Genomic DNA, 16,459 nt, shown 5'->3' on the forward strand with positions numbered 1-16,459 from the left:
GTGCGAACGAGGACGACGATGACGCAAACCCCCATGTGGCCCATGTTGCTGGTGATCGCGCTGGCGCTTGCCGCCTGCTCCTCCGATAGGACGGAGCGCCCGCATGACGCCGCCGCCGCGAAACCGGCGGTGCCGCCGGCCACGGACTCCGCTCCGCCGCCGCAACCGCAACCAATGCCAGCACCCGCCGCGACATCGGGGCCGATGCCCGCCAGTGGCGCGATCGGCTACAGCGGATTCGGTCCGGCCAAGTTCGGTGCGACGGCCGAGGAAGTGCGCATGGCCTGGGGCAAGGACATGGCCGGAGGCCCCGGTGATCCCCAGGGTTGCTACTACCTGTATCCCGAGCCGCAGCAGAAGGGCAGCCACCGCATCGGCTTCATGATCGAGAACCAGCGCTTCTCGCGCCTAGACGTGGCTGTCGCCGACATCGTCGCGCCGGGCGGCGGACGGGTGGGCATGAGCGCCGCCGAGATCGGCCAGCACTACACCGACCTGGTCGAGCAACCGCACAAGTACGTCGAAGGCGCGAAGTACCTGCGCCACACCGACGCCGCGAGCGGCGCGGTGCTGGTGTTCGAAACCGACGCGTCGGGCAAGGTCATCGCGTGGAGGCTGGGCACGCCACCGCAGGTCGACTACGTGGAAGGCTGTGGCTGAGCGCGCACCGGCGCGATGACCTGCTCACGCCAAAGCCCGTAAGATCGCCGCAACCTTTCGGGAGGCAAGGCAATGCTGACAGCCATCGGCTTGTTCTTATTAGGTCTGGTGCTGTTGGCGCTGGGCGGCGATTCGATCGTCAAGGGCGCCGCGGGACTGGCGCAGCGGTTGGGACTCACGCCGTTCACCACCGGCCTGGTGCTGGTTGCCTTCGCCACCTCGCTGCCGGAGCTGGCGGTGAACCTCGTGGCGATCCACCACGGCCAGGGCGAACTCGCGCTGGGCAATGCCGTCGGCAGCAATGTCGCCAACATCGGTCTCACCCTCGGTGCCGCCGCGCTCGCGGCCCCGCTGCTGGTGCGCTGGCGCGCGCTGCGCCCGCTGCAGCTGGTGCTGGTGCTGGGCACGATCGCGGTACTCGCACTGGGCGCGGATGGCACCTTGTCGCGGGTCGAAGGCTGCCTGCTGCTGTTGGCCTTCGTCGCGGTGTTTTTCTTCGCCCTGGCGCGCACCCGCCAGGAAGCGGCGAACGTGCGCGAAGAGATCAGCGAGTTCGGGCAGACCAGCACCATGCTCGGCCAGAACCTGGTGCGCTTCGTCCTGGGCACCGCCCTGGTGTGGATCGGGTCGAAACTGATCGTCGGCGGCGCCGGCATGAAGCTGTTCGGTTTGGACCTGTCCGACTCCGGCGCCGCCGTGATCGGCCAGGGCCTTGGCCTGTCGCCGGTGTTGACCGGCCTGCTGCCGGTGGCGATCGGTACCGCACTGCCGGAAGTGGCGGCGGCGATCGCCGCGGCACGGCGCGGCCACGGCAACATGGTCATGGGCCATGTGATCGGCGCCAGTGTCTTCAACATCCTCGTGGTGGTCGGCGGCATGGCCGCCTTCGGGGCGCTGGCGTTGCCGATGACGGTAATGGCGCCGGGCCATTTCGCCCTGCCGCTGGGCTACGAGCTGCTGGCCGCGCTGGCGTTCGCACTGATGCTGTACCCGGTGCTCAGCGGCGAAATGCGCGTATCCAGGGGCGAGGGCGCGATGCTGCTGGTCGCGTATGGGGTATGGATCGCGTTCGAGTTGTTGCTGGCAGGCAAGTCGGGCTAGGCAATGAGTCGCCCGGATTCCGCCACCGCGCGTCGTCTGCCGCGCGCCCTGCTTGCGCTGGTCGAATTCTTCCGCCTGGAAGCGGCGGGCGGCATCACCCTGATCGCCGCGGCGGCGCTCGCGCTGGTCGCGGCGAATTCGCCGCTGCAAGACAGCTATGAAGCGTTCCGCAGCTTCAATCTCAAGGTGGGTTTCGGCGATGCGGCCATCGCCAAGCCGTTACTGCTGTGGATCAACGATGGCCTGATGGCCGTGTTCTTCCTGCTGGTGGCGCTGGAAATCAAACGCGAAAGTCTCACTGGCCAGCTGGCGGGGCGGGAGCAGCTGATCCTGCCGCTGGTCTGCGCCACTGCCGGCGTGCTCGTGCCCTCGCTGTTGTTCACCGCGCTCAACCACGGCGACGCGCCGGCCATGCGCGGTTGGGCGGTGCCGGCGGCGACGGACATCGCCTTCGCATTGGGCGTGCTGGCGCTGCTGGGTTCGCGCGTGCCGGTCGGCATGAAGCTGCTGCTTTCGACGATTGCAGTCGTCGACGACCTGATCGCGATCCTGATCATCGCCGTGTTCTATTCGCACGGAATGTCGTTTGCCGCCCTCGGGCTCGCGGCCCTGGTGCTGGTGGCGATGACGCTGCTCAACCGCTTCAAGGTCACCGCGCTGTGGCCTTACCTGCTGCTGGGCGCGGTGCTGTGGGTGTGCGTGCTGAAGTCGGGCGTGCACGCGACGCTCGCGGGCGTGGCGACCGGGTTGATGATTCCGCATGTCGACAAGCGCAACGCGATTCCGGATGAGGTCGAGCATTCGCCGCTGGAGACGCTGGAATACGCGCTGCATCCGTGGGTGGCCTACGCGATCCTGCCGGTCTTCGCCTTTGCCAACGCCGGCCTCGTGCTGGGCGGATTGCAGGTGAAGGACGCGCTGGCGGCGTTGCCGCTGGGCATCGCACTGGGCCTGGTGCTGGGCAAGCCGATCGGCATCGTCGGCGCCGCGCTGTTGATGCGCACGATGGGTTGGGCACGGTTTCCCAAGGGCATGGACCTGCGCGCGATGCTCGGCCTGGGTGCGCTGTGCGGCATCGGTTTCACCATGAGCCTGTTCATCGCCTCGCTGGCCTACAACGACCGCCTGCGTTACGACGAGTCGGTGCTGGGCATCCTGGGGGCGTCGGTATTGGCGGCGGTGCTGGGGTTCGCGTGGTTGCGCGCGGTGCTGCCAGAACGAGTGGGAGATCAATGAAGCACGCGCTGGTGTTCGGAGGCAGCGGCCAGATCGGGCGGCCGTTGTTGCGCAGGTTGCTGCGCGAGGGTTGGCGCATCACCGCGCTGTCGCGGCAGCCGCAGCACGAGCGCGCGGGGCTGGCGTGGTTGCGCGGGGATCTCAGCGCGCTGCCGGCATTGCCGGCGCGGGTGGACGCGATCGTCAGCTGCGGACCGCTTGATGCCTTTGCCCAGTGGTATGGCGCCGCCAGCATCGAATGCGATCGCATCGTCGCCTTCGGCTCCACCAGCGTGGACGTGAAGCGCGGCTCGGCCGATCCGCGCGAGCGCGATGTCGCCCAGCGCCTGCGCGCGGGCGAAGAAGGCGTGCTGGCCGCGGCCGCATTGCGTTCGGCGCAGGCGACGCTGTTGCGGCCGACCCTGATCTACGGCGCCGGGCGCGATGCCACGCTGTCGCGCATCGCGCGCCTGGCGCAGCGCTGGGGACGCTTTCCGTTGCCCCGCAATGCCACCGGACGCCGCCAGCCGGTGCACGTCGATGACCTGGCCGCCGCGGCATTCGCGGTGCTCGGCACCGCCGCGGCGCACGGGCAGACCTATGCGTTGCCCGGGGGCGAGACCTTGCCGTATCGCGAGATGGTGCAACGCGTGCTCGCCGTGCTCGAACCGCCGCCGTCGCTGGTGGAACTGCCGTCGCCGCTGTTCAATCTCGCCCTGGCGGCCGCGAAACTCGCCGGCGGCACCGGATTGGGCGAAGCCGCGGTGCGGCGCATGCGCACGGACCTGGTATTCGACGACACGCCGGCACGTCGCGACTTCGGCTACGCACCGCGCGCGTTCCGGCCTACGGCGCGGATGTTCGAGGCGCGCGAGGAGATCGAGGAAATCGTCTGAGCGCGGTTACGGGGTCTCGCTGGCCGGAATCACGCGTGATTTCGCGATCGCCCGCAGCGCGATGATCAGCACGCCGCCCAGCACCATCGCGCCGCCCAGCCACAGCCGCGGTCCCGGGCGGTCGCCCCAGAACGCGATGCCCAGCGCCACCGCGAGCACCGGTACCAGCAACAGCCACGGCGTCACCTGCGCCACCGGATGCCGCTGCACCAGCACGTAATAGAGGCCGTGGCCGAGCAGTGAGGAAACAAACGCGGCGTAGAGCGCACCTGTCCACGCGACCCAACTCACTTGCGGCAATTGCGCCAGCGCGCCGGGTTCGACCGCCACGCTGATCGCCAGCAGGGGCAGCACGCTGAAAAGGGCCATCCAGCCTTGCTGGCTGAAGACATCCAGTCCGCGCAGGCCCTTCATCAGCACCGTGCCGATGGCGAGGAACGCGGCCGAGACCAGCATCAACAGCAGGGACATCGGCTGGTCCAGCACCAGCGGGTCGAAGCCGAGCACCAGCACGCCGGCGAAGCTCACCGCGATCGCCACGCCGGTGCGCCAGGCGAAGCGCTCGCCGAGCACCCACCACGCCAGCAGCGCGGTCATCGGCACGTAGCTCTGCATCACGATCGCCGGCGACGACAGGTCACCGGCGAGCTTGAGCGCGCTGAAGCTCAGGCCGAAATGCACAACGCCCACGCACAGCGCGACCGCGACCAGCCGCGGCCATTGACCTGGTGCCGGGCGCTTGAGGAAAAACGCCAGCGGCAATGCCAGCAGGGCGAAGCGCACCGCGGTGAACAGGAACGGCGGGATCTCGCGCAGCGCCAGCGCGGAGATCAGGAAATTGAGGGCCCAGGCGACGCAGACCAGCAGGATGAGGGCGATGTCGCGGGCGGGCATGGCCGGCGAGGGCGAAGGCGCGTACGACAACCTCAATAACGCCAGCCGAGCTTGCGGTACAGCTTCGCCAGCACCCACGCGGGCCCGATCAGCAGGTAGGTGAGGTCGGTGAGGAAGCTGGGCTTCTTGCCCTCGATCTTGTGTCCGATGAACTGGCCGATCCAGGCGACGATGAAGACCACAATCGCCACGCGCAGCAGACCGATCTGGCCGAGGTTGTCGTACAGCCAGCGGGTGAAAAAACCCATCAGCACGAACGTGGCCAGCATGCCGAAGCCCAGCGGGCGCGATGCGCGGTAATAGAACATCCAGGCCGCGAACATCGCGAGTACTGCCCACGCGCCCGGCACGAACAGACCGGTCGGCACGGGCAGGCACCACAGCAGCGCGACCACGCTCCACAGGATCGCGGGGACGCACACCACGTGGATGAGCTGGTTGGTTTCGTTGCGGTGGTCGCCGGAGTAGCTGGCGAACCAGCGGTCGATCGGGCGGTCGGTGGTCGCGTTCATTGAAAAGTCCCCTGTGGATGCGAACGACTGTACGCCGGGGGATGTGCGCTGTCAGCCGGCCGCATCACGCGGCCGCGCGCGGCGAGGCCGGACCGTTTGGTCCGGCTCGCATCGATCAGTCGACGGCGGCTTCAATCGACCGAAATTCCCGCCAGCTTCTGCAGCGCCTCGGCATAGCGCGCGCGCGTGCGGTCGATCACTTCCTGCGGCAGCTTCGGACCTGGCGGGCGCTTGTCCCAGTCCAGTGTCTCCAGGTAGTCGCGCACGATCTGCTTGTCGTAGCTCGGCGGGCTGGTGCCGACCTGGTATTCGTCGGCCGGCCAGTAGCGCGAGGAATCCGGCGTCAGCATCTCGTCCATCACGTACAGGCGGCCGTCGGCATCGGTGCCGAACTCGAACTTGGTATCGGCCAGCAGGATGCCGCGCTGCGCGGCGTAGTTGCGCGCGAAGGTGTACAGGCGCAGCGTCGCGTCGCGCACCTGTTCGGCGAGCGCGGCGCCGATCGTGTGCACGACCGTGTCGAAATCGATGTTCTCGTCGTGGTCGCCGACCGCAGCCTTGGTCGACGGGGTGAAGATCGGTTCGGCCAATTGCTCGGCCTGGCGCAGGCCGTCGGGCAGGGCGATGCCGCTGATGCGGCCGGTGCGCTGGTAGTCCTTCCAGCCGCTGCCGATCACGAAGCCGCGCGCGATGCATTCCACCGGCACCGGCTTCAGTCGCTTGGTCACCACCGAGCGCTTCGCGTACAGCGAAGCGTCCACGCCTGGCGGCAACACGGATTCCACCGCGATGCCGGTGAGATGGTTGGGCAGGATGTGTTCGGTCTGGCCGAACCAGAAATTGCTGATCTGGCAGAGCATCTCGCCCTTGCCCGGAATCGGGTCGGGCAGCACCACGTCGAACGCACTGAGGCGGTCGGTCGCGACCATCAGCAGGTGATCGCCGGGGTGGCCGGCCGGCAGGCGGTCACCGGGCAGGTCGAACACGTCGCGGACCTTGCCGCGGTGGCGCAGCGTCAGGCCGGGCAGATCCGATTCCAGCAGGAAGGGACGGGACACAGTCGTGGGCAAGGCAGACATCCTCAGCAAAGCAGCCGCAATGGCTCATGCCTGCCTGCGCATCGCGCGGGCGGGCGCGACAGGGCCGGGAAGTGTACGCCGGTCGGGCGGGGCTTGCAGGGTGAGCCCAGGCCGCTTGCACGGCATGCCGCGCGGCCTGACGAACGCCCGGCGCGCTGCGCCGGGCCGGGCTGCGACCGCCGGACAAGTTGGGTGTGCCGTAAACTGCCAGCCCCTTTCAAACGGCGCTCCCGTCGCCGCACGCGCCCCGATGAAACGCTGGTACGGCAAATTGCTGGGTTTCATCGCCGGTGCCGAGCTGCTGCGGTTCAACCCGCTGCTGGGGGCCCTGATCGGCCTGTTGATCGGGCATGCCTTCGACACCGACTGGTTCAGGCTGCGCCGCGACAACCCCTACGCCGTGCTCGGCCTGACCGACGAGGCCAGCGATGCCGAAATCGACCTGGCCTACCGCCGCCTGATCTCGCAGTACCACCCCGACCGCATGGCCGGCGCCGCGGAAGAGCTGCGCCGCCAGGCCGAGGCCAAGGCCCGCGAGATCAACGCCGCCTACGACCGCATCCAGACCCTGCGCAGGAAGTAAGCACGCCATGCAATCGACCGTGATCGCCCCGTCCATCCTCTCCGCCAACTTCGCCAGACTCGGCGAAGAGGTCGACCACGTGCTCAAGGCCGGCGCCGACTGGGTGCACTTCGACGTGATGGACAACCACTACGTGCCCAACCTCACCATCGGCCCGATGGTGTGCGAGGCGCTGCGCAAACACGGCGTGACCGCGCCGATCGACGTGCACCTGATGGTGCAGCCGGTCGACCGCATCGTTCCCGACTTCGCCAAGGCCGGCGCCTCGCTGATCAGCTTCCATCCCGAAGCCAGCGCGCACGTGCATCGCACGGTGCAGCTGATCAAGGCGTCGGGTTGCCAGGCGGGCCTGGTGCTGAACCCGGCAACGCCGGTGGAAGTGCTCGATTACGTGCTCGAGGAGCTCGACCTGGTCCTGCTGATGTCGGTGAACCCGGGTTTCGGCGGCCAGTCCTTCATTCCCTCGGCGTTGGACAAGCTGCGCCGCGTGCGCGCGATGATCGACCGCAGCGGCAAGCCAATCCGGCTCGAGATCGATGGCGGCGTGAAGGCGGACAACATCGCCGAGATCGCGGCCGCAGGCGCGGACACCTTCGTCGCCGGATCGGCGATCTTCAACGCACCCGACTACGCCGACGTGATCGGCCGGATGAAGGCAGCGGTCGCCGGCGTGCGCTGAGCGCGCAACTCCGTGAATGAAAACGGCAGGCCGTTGCCGGCCTGCCGTTGAAGATTGGAGGCAATCCCGCCTCCGCCCGTCGTCCCTGGGAATGGCCTCCTATTTTCCCGGCGGAAGATGACATCCATGTGATGAATTCTTCTATGCCTGGGGCACTCGCGCCGGTCGGGGGCCTGCACCGCAGGTGGCATACTGCCCCGCCGCCTTCCGCGCGATCCGCGTTTGCCCCGCATGCAGCTTGACGCCGACCAGTTCCGCCAGCTCGCCGATGCCGGCCATACCCGCATTCCCGTCGTGCGCGAGGTCTTCTCCGATCTCGACACACCGCTGTCGGTGTACCTGAAGCTCGCCGACGGTCCGCATACCTATCTGTTCGAATCCGTCGAAGGCGGCGAGCGCTTCGGCCGCTACTCGATAATCGGCCTGCCGGCGCGCCGCGTATATGCCTTCGCCGGCCACACTCTGTTCGTGACCGAAGACGGTGAGCTGGTCGAAAGCCGTGTCGTCGAGGATCCGTTCACCGAAGTCGAGCGCCTGCGCACCGCGCATTCGGTGCCGAAGATCGAAGGCCTGCCGGGCTTCACCGGCGGCCTGGTCGGCTGGTTCGGTTTCGAGTGCGTGCAGTACATCGAGCCGCGCCTGGCCGCGCCGCAGCGGGACGGATCGCACAAGCTCGACGAACTGGGTACGCCCGACATCCTGCTGATGCTCAGCGAGGAACTGGCGGTATTCGACAATCTCAAGGGCCGTCTCTACCTGATCGTCCACGCCGACCCGCGCGAGGAACGTGCCTTCGCGCGTGCGCAGCGCCGGCTCGATGAATTGACCCACCGCCTGCGCCAGGGCGGCCAGGGTTATCCGGAAACACGCGATCCCAACGGCCTGGAGGAAGAGGATTTCGTCTCCGGCTTCACCCGCGAAGGCTTCATCGATGCGGTGGAGAAATCGAAGGAGCTGATCCGCGCCGGCGACATCTTCCAGGTCGTGCTGAGCCAGCGCCTGAGCGTGCCGTTCAAGGCGCGTCCGGTCGATGTCTATCGCGCGCTGCGGGCGTTGAATCCTTCGCCGTACATGTACTTCCTCGATGTGGGCGGCACCCAGGTCGTCGGTTCTTCGCCGGAAATCCTCGTGCGCCTGGTGGGCGACGAGATCACCGTGCGTCCGATCGCCGGCACGCGCCCGCGTGGCACCACGGTCGAACAGGACCAGGCGCTGGAAGCCGAACTGCTGGCCGATCCGAAGGAACGCGCCGAGCACCTGATGCTGATCGACCTGGGCCGCAACGATGTCGGCCGCGTCAGCGAGCCGGGCACGGTGGAAGTGGGCGAGCAGTTCGTGATCGAGCGCTACAGCCACGTCATGCATATCGTCAGCGAAGTCACCGGCACGCTGAAGGCGGGCCTGAGCTACGCCGACGTGCTGCGCGCGACATTCCCCGCCGGCACCGTCAGTGGCGCACCCAAGATCCGCGCGCTGGAAGTGATCCGCGAGCTTGAACCGATCCGCCGCAACGTCTATTCCGGAGCGGTCGGCTACATCGGCTGGCACGGCGATGCCGACACCGCGATCGCGATCCGCACGGCCGTCATCCAGGACGGCCGCCTGCACGTGCAGGCCGGCGCCGGGATCGTCTACGACTCCGACCCGGCGAAGGAGTGGGAGGAGACCATGAGCAAGGGCCGCGCCCTGTTCCGCGCCGTCGCCGAGGCCGCGCGCGGGCTCTGACGGCCCCCGACAGGCCGCGCGCCTGTCATGTCGCCCCCTGCCGTTCGTCCGTTTGTCGTCCTGTCCGGCCGGTCCGCGCATGCCTCAACGTTTTGTTCACAAGAGGAACGATTCACTGCGCGAGCAGGGGAACATCCGGTCGAAATAACGCCCATGCCAAATTGCGTGACTTGAGGGAGTGCGCCATGCATCAGATTCCCGACACCAGCGTCCAGGCCCGGTTTGCCAACGGTTTTGCCCGCGCGATCGAACTGATCTGCCCGGGCTGCAATACAAAGGCGATGTTCGAGGCGCGGCCCTGGCAGGAACATGGCGGCCAGATCGTGGCCACGGAAATGACCTGCACCCGCTGCGGACGCCCGGTCCTGCTGGTGCAGCTGATCGACGACTACAACAACTGCAAACCGGAAACGCTCTTCACCTATCCGGCGCCGGGTGGACGCGATTGCATGACGGGCACGCAGCATCTGCACGCCTTGTCCGGACCGCTGGCACGCACCTACGACTCGGCCGTGAAGCTCTACAACCACGCCGAATGGGGCCCCACCGCGCTGACGGTGCGACACCTGCTCGAAGGCCTGTGCGCGCGCCTGCTGCCCGCGGAGAAGCGCGACCTGCCGCTGCCACGCCAGCTCGAGACCCTGCCGCGCGATATCGACCTGACCCGGCCGTTGCAGGACATCTCGCATCTGATGGCGCCCGATGGCGCGTTCGGCCGGCAGTTCGAGGACGAAGCCGCGATCGACAAGGTCACCGCCGAAAACCTGCTCGAACTCGCCGAGCAACTGATCCATTACCTGGTGGTGCTGCCGGGCGAACTGGCGGAGCTCAAGAGCCGCATCGCCACGGCGCCGGTGCCACTGCGCCGAGGCGGCAGCGTGGGCTAGGGCGACCGCGTTACGCGCCGGCGCGGCGGCTACGTCCAATCCGCTCCCGGAACGACCACCAGCTGCATCTACTGCACCGTGTTCCCGCAATCGGTCGACGCCCTGTTCGAGGAGGCGGAGCGCCTGGGCATGCGCATCGCCGCCGGCAAGGTGCTGATGAACCGCAATGCGCCCGACTATCTGCTCGATACCACCCAGTCCGGTTACGACGACAGCAAGGCGCTGATCCGGAAATGGCACGGCCGCGGACGCCTGATGTACTGCATCACGCCGCGCTTCGCGCCGACCAGCACCCCGGACCAGCTGCAGTCGGCGGGCGACCTGTGGGACGAGTTCCCGGATTGCCACATGCAGACCCACGTGTCGGAGAACGTGGACGAAGTCGCCTGGGTAAAGAGCCTGTTCCCCGACCGCAAGGGGTATCTCGACGTCTACGACCACCACAAGCTGTGCCGGCCGCGTGCGGTGTTCGGCCACGGCATCCACTTGACCGACGACGAGATGCACACGATGCACCGCACCGGCTCGGCGATCTCGCATTGCCCGACGTCCAACTTCTTCCTCGGCAGCGGCTACCTCGACGTGTTCCGCGCGGCCGACAAGGCGCGGCCGGTGCGCGTGGGCCTGGGCACCGACCTTGGCGCGGGCACATCGTTCTCGATCCTGCTCACGTTGAACGAGGCCTACAAGGCCGCGCAGCTCAACGGCAAGAAGCTCACCGCGGGCCATGCCTACTACCTGGCCACGCGCGGCACCGCGCATGCAATGTACATCGAGGACAAGGTCGGGAGCATCGCGCCCGGCATGGAGGCGGACATCGTCGTGTTGAACATGAAATCCACGCCGATCATCGAGTACCGGATGCAATTCGCCGAGGACATCCACGAGGCCCTGTTCATCCAGATGACGCTCGGCGACGACCGTGCCGTGCAGGCGACCTACGTTGCCGGCCAGCTGCGCCACGAGAGAACCCACTGAGAGCCCACTGAAAACCCACTGAAGCGCGGCCGGGTCGCGGCCCACCGTTCATCGAGGAGTTTCGCCATGTCTGCCAAACAACCTGCATCAACCCCGACCAGCGTTGTGCTCGGCGGTCATATGGCGTGGTGGGTGTGGATCCTCGCCGTGACCTTCGTGGTGTTTCTTTTCAGCTTCCAGACCGGCTATTCGATCGTCAACCCGAACGTGCAGAAGGACACCGGGATCACGATCGCCCAGGTCGGCACCATCGCGGCGGTCTACACCTGGGCATTCGCCATCTGCCAGTTCTTCGGCGGCGCGCTGCTCGACCGCCTCGGATCGCGCAAGGTGCTGCCGATCTCCATTGCCCTGGTGACCATCGGCATCTTCATGTTCGCCAACGCCAGCAGCTACGGCATGCTGCTGCTGTCGCAGGTCATCGTGGCCATGGGCTCGTGCACGGGCTTCGTCGGCGCCGGCTACATCGGCGGCCAGTGGTTCGGCATGGCGAAGTTCAGCTTCATGTTCGGCCTGGTGCAGGTGGGGGCCGCGCTGACCTCAGCCTTCTCGGTCAACCTGATCGGCCTGGCCCTGGACGGGATGACATGGCGAGCGCTGTTCAACTGGACCGCGGCCTTCGGCATCGTCCTGTTCGTGCTGGGGCTGATGTACATCCGGAATCCCACTCCCGTGGAAAGCCACCCGGGCTCGGGCAACTTCTTCTCTGCGGTGATCAAGAGCATGGTCGAGGTGGCCAGGATTCCCCATGTCTGGGTCGCCTCGATCGGTGGCGCATTGTCCTTCGGCGTGATGCTGTCGTTGGGCGTGGTATGGGCGCCCAAGCTGCTGATGGTGCACGGCCTCCCCGAGCGCGCCGCCGGGCTGGGCGCGTCGCTGCTGTGGCTGGGCCTGGCCGCGGGCAGCGCGGTGGTGCCGCTGTGGTCCGACATGATCCACCGCCGCAAGGTGCCGATCATCCTCGGCGCCGCGGTCCAGCTCGCGGCAATACTGGGGCTGTTCTACATTTCCAGCCTGGGCACGGCGCTCGCGATGATCCTGTGCTTCGTATTCGGCTTCGCCAATTCCGCACACATGCTGGCCTTCAGTACCGCCGCCGACGTGGTGGAGCCGCGGCAGATCGGTACCTCGGCCGCGGTCGTCAACGGCCTGATGTTCATCATGGGCGGCATCCTGATCAGCCGCCCGGGCGTGCGCATCGGCATGGCCATCGAGGCCGGGCTGGAACCGAAGTCGCTGCCGCTCGCGCAGTACGCAGGCCTGCCGTTGATCATCGCCTGCGTGCTGGCGCTGGTGATCGCGCTGGTCATGAAGGAAACCTATCCGCGCGCCAACGTTGGCCGATAGCGGCGTCGCCATGGCCGCCACGCCTCGCAGCGAACCGGTACTGGGCGGCGCGCAGGCGTGGCGCGTCTGGCTGATCGCGGTCACGTTCGTCATCTACTACTTCAGCTTCCAGACCGGCTATTCGATCGTCAACGCGAACGTACAACGCGATGTCGGCCTGTCCATCGCGCAGGTCGGCATCATCGCCGCGTCGTACACCTGGATGTTCGCGATATGCCAGTTCCTCAGCGGACCGCTGCTGGACCGGCTCGGCGCGCGCAAGGTCCTGCTACCCGCGATCGTGTTCGTCACCGTGGGCATCATCGTCTTCGCGACCGCGCGCAACTTCGGGATGCTGATGCTGTCGCAGCTGATCATTGCGCTGGGTGCCTGCACGGGCTTCGTCGGTGCCGGTTATGTCGGCGGAACCTGGTTCGGATGGGCGAAGTTCAGTTTCATGTTCGGACTGGTGCAGTTCGCCGCGTCGCTCTTTTCCGCCTTCAACCAGAACCTGCTGAGCTTCGCGCTCTCGTCTGTCGAGTGGCGAGTGCTCTTCGGGTGCGCGGGCGCGTTTGGCGTACTCCTGCTGCTCGTCGCCTTCCTGTGGCTGCGCGACCCGGCGCCACCCCCGGCGTCGGGGTCGGAGCCGTTCCTCGTGAACGTGCTGCGTTCGTTGTCAGCGGTCGCCAGGATTCCGCACATCTGGATCGCGGCGATTTTCGGGGCGCTGTGCTTCGGCGTCATGTTGGCGCTGGGCGTCGTATGGGCACCCAAGATCCTGATCGTGCGCGGAGCGGAGAGCGGCACCGCCAACCTGGGCGCGTCGATGCTGTGGCTGGGACTGGCCGCGGGTTGCTTCGTCGCCCCCTGGATCTCGGACAGGTTGCGGCGGCGCAAGCTTCCGAGCCTGGTCGGCATCGCGATCCAGATCGGCGCGCTCGCCCTGCTGATGTATGGGCCGGCGATGGGCGCCGCCTTCGATTTCTTCCTCTGCTTCGCGTTCGGGTTCGGAAACTCGGCCCACATGCTGGCCTTCAGCACGGCGTCCGACGTCGTAGAGCCGAAGTACATCGGCACATCCGCCGCCGTCGTCAACGGCCTGATGTTCATCGTGGGCGGCCTGATGATCAGCCGTCCGGGAATGCGCATCGGCATCGGCCTGGAAGCCGGCATTCCCCCCGCGTCCGCGGCGATGGTGCAGTTTGCAGGCAGGCCACTCCTCCTGGGCGTGTGCATCGCATTCGTCGTTGCGCTGCTGATGCGCGAAACCTATCCCCGCACCGCCGCCGGATAGCGCCACTCCCGTGACCGCCGCGGGGCGGCGGCCGGGAGGCGCGACCGCATTCCGGGCATCGCATGCAGTGCGCGGCGGAAACATTACGGATCGTTCATGACGCGGAAAGGCGCCGGTGAAGCCCCGGCGCGCAACCTGTCGCTGCGATGGGGATACGCCCCACCGGCAATCCGACCTTCATCCAGGAGCCACCATGAACAACTCCCGCAAGATCCTGTTCGCCGCCGCTCTCAGCGCCCTCGCGGGCACGGCCCTTGCCGCACCGCCCGGCACCACGCCTGCTTCCTCGACCACGCCGGCCAACTCCACCGCGCCAGCCAAGACCACGGTCACCAAGCACAAGCACATGGCCAAGGCCAAGAAGGACGTGAAGTCCGATAAGGCGCCCGCAGCCAGCGACGCCAAGAAGAGCTGATCGAAGAGCTGATACGGTCCCCGACGCCCGTAAGTGGATGCGGGCGGGATACCCCGTCGAAGGTTTTCGGCGGGGTATCCTTTTTCATCCGGGAGGTGACATGCGCGTCCTGCTGGTCGAAGACGATCCCCACACCGCGGCCTTCATAGGCAAGGGCCTGCGCGAGGACGGCCATGTGCTCGACCATGCCGAGGACGGCAAGCAGGGCCTGTTCCTGGCCACCACCGAAACCTACGACGCGATCGTGCTCGATCGCATGCTGCCGGGCCTCGATGGCCTGGTCGTGCTGCAGACCCTGCGCGGCGCAGGCAATCGCACGCCGCTGGTGCTGCTGACGGCGCTGGGGGAAGTGGACCACCGCGTCGAGGGCCTGCGTGCCGGCGCCGACGACTACCTGGCCAAACCGTTTGCCTATTCCGAGCTGAGCGCGCGCCTCGACAGCATCGTGCGCCGCAGCCGCGCGGGCGACGAGCGCGAGCCGACCCGCCTACGCGTGGGCGACCTCGAACTCGACCTGCTCAGCCGCGAGGCGCGCCGCGGCGATCGGCGCATCGAACTGCAGCCACGCGAGTTCCGCCTGCTCGAATACCTCATGCGCCAGGCCGATCGCGTGGTCACGCGCACCATGCTGCTCGAGGCGGTGTGGGACTACCACTTCGATCCGCAGACCAACGTCATCGACGTGCACATCAGCCGGCTGCGGCAGAAGATCGACCACGGCTTCGCGCGGCCATTGCTGCATACCGTGCGCGGCGCCGGTTACCGGCTGGGCGAATGACCCCGGGCAACAACCATGCGCTTTCCACCAGCACGCGACTTGCGCTGGTGGTGATGGCCGCCTTCCTGCTCGCGTTCGTATTGCTCGGGGCCGGTGTCTACTACGCCGTTTCGACCCTGCTGCTGCAGGACGCGCGCGAACTGGTGCGCAACGATGCGGCGGGCCTGCTCGACGTGTATCGCGAAGACGGGCGCAAGACGCTGCTCGACGAATTGCAGCGCCGCCTGGCGGAGCCGGAAGACCCCGATGCCGTGTACGCACTGGTGTCGCCGCGCGGCAAGCTGCTCATGGGCAGCTTCACCACGTTGCCGCATTACCGGCGGGGCGCGCGCTGGGTCGAGTTCGACGAACGACTGCTTTCTCAGGATGGCGACGATGCCCCGCTGCACGTGGTCGCCTACCTGCAGCCGCTGGCCGGCGGCGATATGTTGTTGGCTGGGTTGCGATTGCGCTCGCAGGACCGCTTCCTCTCCTTGATGCAGCGCACGGCGCTGGTCGCGCTGGTGTTCGCCGCCACGCTCGGTGCATTGATCGGCTGGCTCACGTCGCGGTGGGTGTCCCGTCGCCTGCGCAGCCTCGACGCCACGGCCGAGCGCGTGGGCGGCGGCGAGCTCGCGCTGCGGGTCCCGCTAGATCACAGCGGCGACGCCTTCGACCGGCTCGCGCGCCGCTTCAACGGCATGCTCGACCGCATCGAGGAACTGCTCGGCGGGGTGCGCCATGCCACCGACCACATCGCCCACGACCTGCGCACGCCCCTGACCCGGCTGCGCAATCGCCTGGAAGGTCTCCGCCAGCAGCCCGATGGCACCGCCCAGGGAGCCGCGCTCGATGGCGCGATCGCCGAAACCGACCAGTTGCTGCAGTCGTTCGGTGCGTTGCTGCGGCTGGCCCGCATCGAAGCACAGGCCCCCGCGAAGGATGATCCGTTGCTCGACCTGTCCGCGCTGGTTGCCGACGCGATGGAGCTGTACACACCCAGCGCCGGCGAACGCGGAATCCGGCTGCTTTCCGACCTGCGTCCCGCATGGGTACACGGCGACCGCGACCAGCTCTTCCAGGCATCGGTCAACCTGCTCGACAACGCCGTGAAATATGCACCGGCCGGGAGCGATGTCGCGGTGTCGTCGCATGCCACGACCGAAGGCGTGGTGCTGCAGGTCGATGATCGTGGTCCCGGGATCCCGGAAGGCGATCGCGAGCGCGTCTTCGACCGTTTCCAGCGCCTGGAAGGCCATCGGGGTTCGCCCGGCAGTGGGCTGGGCCTGAGCCTGGTGCGCGCGATCGTGCAACGGCATGGCGGCCGCGTGGTGCTGCTGGATCACGAGCCGGGATTGCGGGTGCGCGTGATCCTGCCGTCGGCCGCATCGGCGGCCCCGCAAAGCGAAGTTTCATAAGGCCGTCCACCGGCACCGGGCAGGTGCATGCGATATCCTG

At 67.4% G+C, this 16,459-nt stretch carries 16 protein-coding genes and 1 pseudogene; 14 read left to right on the forward strand and 3 right to left on the reverse strand.

Annotation, left to right across the window (positions count from 1 at the left end):
* Positions 1 to 18: 18 nt before the first annotated feature.
* The 4 genes from ACYVGE_RS00335 (at position 19) to ACYVGE_RS00350 (ending at position 3,872) form a co-directional block, all read left to right on the forward strand.
* The gene (locus ACYVGE_RS00335; protein WP_460726030.1) at positions 19 to 660 is read left to right on the forward strand and encodes a hypothetical protein; all 642 of its coding nucleotides are present in this window, start codon (positions 19 to 21) and stop codon (positions 658 to 660) included.
* A gap of 72 nt (positions 661 to 732) precedes the next feature.
* Positions 733 to 1,761 carry a sodium:calcium antiporter gene (locus tag ACYVGE_RS00340; protein WP_460726032.1) on the forward strand — a complete coding sequence of 343 codons (1,029 nt, stop codon included), beginning with the start codon at positions 733 to 735 and terminating at the stop codon, positions 1,759 to 1,761.
* Positions 1,762 to 1,764: 3 nt separating this feature from the next.
* A complete protein-coding gene (gene nhaA, locus ACYVGE_RS00345; protein ID WP_460726034.1) occupies positions 1,765 to 2,997 on the forward strand; it encodes a Na+/H+ antiporter NhaA in 1,233 nt (410 codons plus the stop codon).
* Positions 2,994 to 3,872, forward strand: a complete 879-nt coding sequence (locus ACYVGE_RS00350; RefSeq protein WP_460726036.1) for an NAD-dependent epimerase/dehydratase family protein — start codon at positions 2,994 to 2,996, stop codon at positions 3,870 to 3,872. Before nhaA ends, ACYVGE_RS00350 begins: the two co-directional genes overlap by 4 nt.
* Positions 3,873 to 3,878: 6 nt before the next feature.
* Here ACYVGE_RS00350 and ACYVGE_RS00355 read toward each other — a convergent pair whose 3' ends face one another.
* The 3 genes from ACYVGE_RS00355 to ACYVGE_RS00365 form a co-directional block, all read right to left on the reverse strand.
* The gene (locus tag ACYVGE_RS00355) at positions 3,879 to 4,766 is read right to left on the reverse strand and encodes a DMT family transporter (RefSeq protein WP_460726038.1); all 888 of its coding nucleotides are present in this window, start codon (positions 4,764 to 4,766) and stop codon (positions 3,879 to 3,881) included.
* A 32-nt stretch (positions 4,767 to 4,798) separates the two neighbouring features.
* Positions 4,799 to 5,278, reverse strand: a complete 480-nt coding sequence (locus ACYVGE_RS00360) for an Mpo1 family 2-hydroxy fatty acid dioxygenase (RefSeq protein WP_460726040.1) — start codon at positions 5,276 to 5,278, stop codon at positions 4,799 to 4,801.
* Between the two features lie 131 nt (positions 5,279 to 5,409).
* On the reverse strand, positions 5,410 to 6,357 hold the full coding sequence (locus ACYVGE_RS00365) for a phosphoribosylaminoimidazolesuccinocarboxamide synthase (protein WP_457095329.1): 948 nt from the start codon (positions 6,355 to 6,357) through the stop codon (positions 5,410 to 5,412).
* Positions 6,358 to 6,607: 250 nt separating this feature from the next.
* Here ACYVGE_RS00365 and ACYVGE_RS00370 point away from each other — a divergent pair, with 250 nt between their 5' ends.
* The 10 genes and pseudogenes from ACYVGE_RS00370 (at position 6,608) to ACYVGE_RS00415 (ending at position 16,419) form a co-directional block, all read left to right on the forward strand.
* The gene (locus tag ACYVGE_RS00370; protein ID WP_310055990.1) at positions 6,608 to 6,940 is read left to right on the forward strand and encodes a J domain-containing protein; all 333 of its coding nucleotides are present in this window, start codon (positions 6,608 to 6,610) and stop codon (positions 6,938 to 6,940) included.
* A 7-nt stretch (positions 6,941 to 6,947) separates the two neighbouring features.
* Entirely contained in the window at positions 6,948 to 7,619 is a 672-nt protein-coding gene (rpe, locus tag ACYVGE_RS00375) for a ribulose-phosphate 3-epimerase (RefSeq protein ID WP_460726043.1), read from the forward strand.
* 231 nt (positions 7,620 to 7,850) lie between these two features.
* Complete coding sequence (gene trpE, locus ACYVGE_RS00380) at positions 7,851 to 9,344, forward strand: anthranilate synthase component I (RefSeq protein WP_460726045.1); 1,494 nt, start codon at positions 7,851 to 7,853, stop codon at positions 9,342 to 9,344.
* 185 nt (positions 9,345 to 9,529) lie between these two features.
* On the forward strand, positions 9,530 to 10,231 hold the full coding sequence (locus ACYVGE_RS00385; protein ID WP_460726047.1) for a hypothetical protein: 702 nt from the start codon (positions 9,530 to 9,532) through the stop codon (positions 10,229 to 10,231).
* Positions 10,232 to 10,288: 57 nt separating this feature from the next.
* Positions 10,289 to 11,209, forward strand: a pseudogene (guaD, locus tag ACYVGE_RS00390) (guanine deaminase); the annotation flags it as partial.
* Between the two features lie 66 nt (positions 11,210 to 11,275).
* Positions 11,276 to 12,556 (forward strand): MFS transporter, encoded by a 1,281-nt coding sequence (locus tag ACYVGE_RS00395; protein WP_460726049.1) that lies wholly within the window; start codon positions 11,276 to 11,278, stop codon positions 12,554 to 12,556.
* A 10-nt stretch (positions 12,557 to 12,566) separates the two neighbouring features.
* Positions 12,567 to 13,829 carry an MFS transporter gene (locus ACYVGE_RS00400; protein ID WP_460726051.1) on the forward strand — a complete coding sequence of 421 codons (1,263 nt, stop codon included), beginning with the start codon at positions 12,567 to 12,569 and terminating at the stop codon, positions 13,827 to 13,829.
* Between the two features lie 193 nt (positions 13,830 to 14,022).
* Positions 14,023 to 14,244: a hypothetical protein gene (locus ACYVGE_RS00405; RefSeq protein WP_460726053.1), complete on the forward strand. Its 222-nt coding sequence runs from the start codon at positions 14,023 to 14,025 to the stop codon at positions 14,242 to 14,244.
* A gap of 100 nt (positions 14,245 to 14,344) precedes the next feature.
* Entirely contained in the window at positions 14,345 to 15,022 is a 678-nt protein-coding gene (locus ACYVGE_RS00410) for a winged helix-turn-helix domain-containing protein (protein WP_457095334.1), read from the forward strand.
* The gene (locus tag ACYVGE_RS00415) at positions 15,019 to 16,419 is read left to right on the forward strand and encodes a sensor histidine kinase (RefSeq protein ID WP_460726057.1); all 1,401 of its coding nucleotides are present in this window, start codon (positions 15,019 to 15,021) and stop codon (positions 16,417 to 16,419) included. Before ACYVGE_RS00410 ends, ACYVGE_RS00415 begins: the two co-directional genes overlap by 4 nt.
* The last annotated feature ends 40 nt before the right edge of the window (positions 16,420 to 16,459 follow it).

Source organism: Lysobacter rhizosphaerae, from assembly GCF_054779795.1.

Bases quoted from the DNA above. Each gene is read 5' to 3' on its own strand.
- ACYVGE_RS00385 (WP_460726047.1), top strand. From the start codon at position 9,530: ATGCATCAGATTCCCGACACCAGCGTCCAGGCCCGGTTTGCCAACGGT.
- ACYVGE_RS00410 (WP_457095334.1), top strand. From the start codon at position 14,345: ATGCGCGTCCTGCTGGTCGAAGACGATCCCCACACCGCGGCCTTCATA.
- ACYVGE_RS00335 (WP_460726030.1), top strand. From the start codon at position 19: ATGACGCAAACCCCCATGTGGCCCATGTTGCTGGTGATCGCGCTGGCG.
- ACYVGE_RS00360 (WP_460726040.1), bottom strand. From the start codon at position 5,278: ATGAACGCGACCACCGACCGCCCGATCGACCGCTGGTTCGCCAGCTAC.
- ACYVGE_RS00395 (WP_460726049.1), top strand. From the start codon at position 11,276: ATGTCTGCCAAACAACCTGCATCAACCCCGACCAGCGTTGTGCTCGGC.
- rpe (WP_460726043.1), top strand. From the start codon at position 6,948: ATGCAATCGACCGTGATCGCCCCGTCCATCCTCTCCGCCAACTTCGCC.
- ACYVGE_RS00340 (WP_460726032.1), top strand. From the start codon at position 733: ATGCTGACAGCCATCGGCTTGTTCTTATTAGGTCTGGTGCTGTTGGCG.
- ACYVGE_RS00355 (WP_460726038.1), bottom strand. From the start codon at position 4,766: ATGCCCGCCCGCGACATCGCCCTCATCCTGCTGGTCTGCGTCGCCTGG.
- ACYVGE_RS00370 (WP_310055990.1), top strand. From the start codon at position 6,608: ATGAAACGCTGGTACGGCAAATTGCTGGGTTTCATCGCCGGTGCCGAG.
- ACYVGE_RS00415 (WP_460726057.1), top strand. From the start codon at position 15,019: ATGACCCCGGGCAACAACCATGCGCTTTCCACCAGCACGCGACTTGCG.
- nhaA (WP_460726034.1), top strand. From the start codon at position 1,765: ATGAGTCGCCCGGATTCCGCCACCGCGCGTCGTCTGCCGCGCGCCCTG.
- ACYVGE_RS00365 (WP_457095329.1), bottom strand. From the start codon at position 6,357: ATGTCTGCCTTGCCCACGACTGTGTCCCGTCCCTTCCTGCTGGAATCG.
- trpE (WP_460726045.1), top strand. From the start codon at position 7,851: ATGCAGCTTGACGCCGACCAGTTCCGCCAGCTCGCCGATGCCGGCCAT.
- ACYVGE_RS00400 (WP_460726051.1), top strand. From the start codon at position 12,567: ATGGCCGCCACGCCTCGCAGCGAACCGGTACTGGGCGGCGCGCAGGCG.
- ACYVGE_RS00350 (WP_460726036.1), top strand. From the start codon at position 2,994: ATGAAGCACGCGCTGGTGTTCGGAGGCAGCGGCCAGATCGGGCGGCCG.
- ACYVGE_RS00405 (WP_460726053.1), top strand. From the start codon at position 14,023: ATGAACAACTCCCGCAAGATCCTGTTCGCCGCCGCTCTCAGCGCCCTC.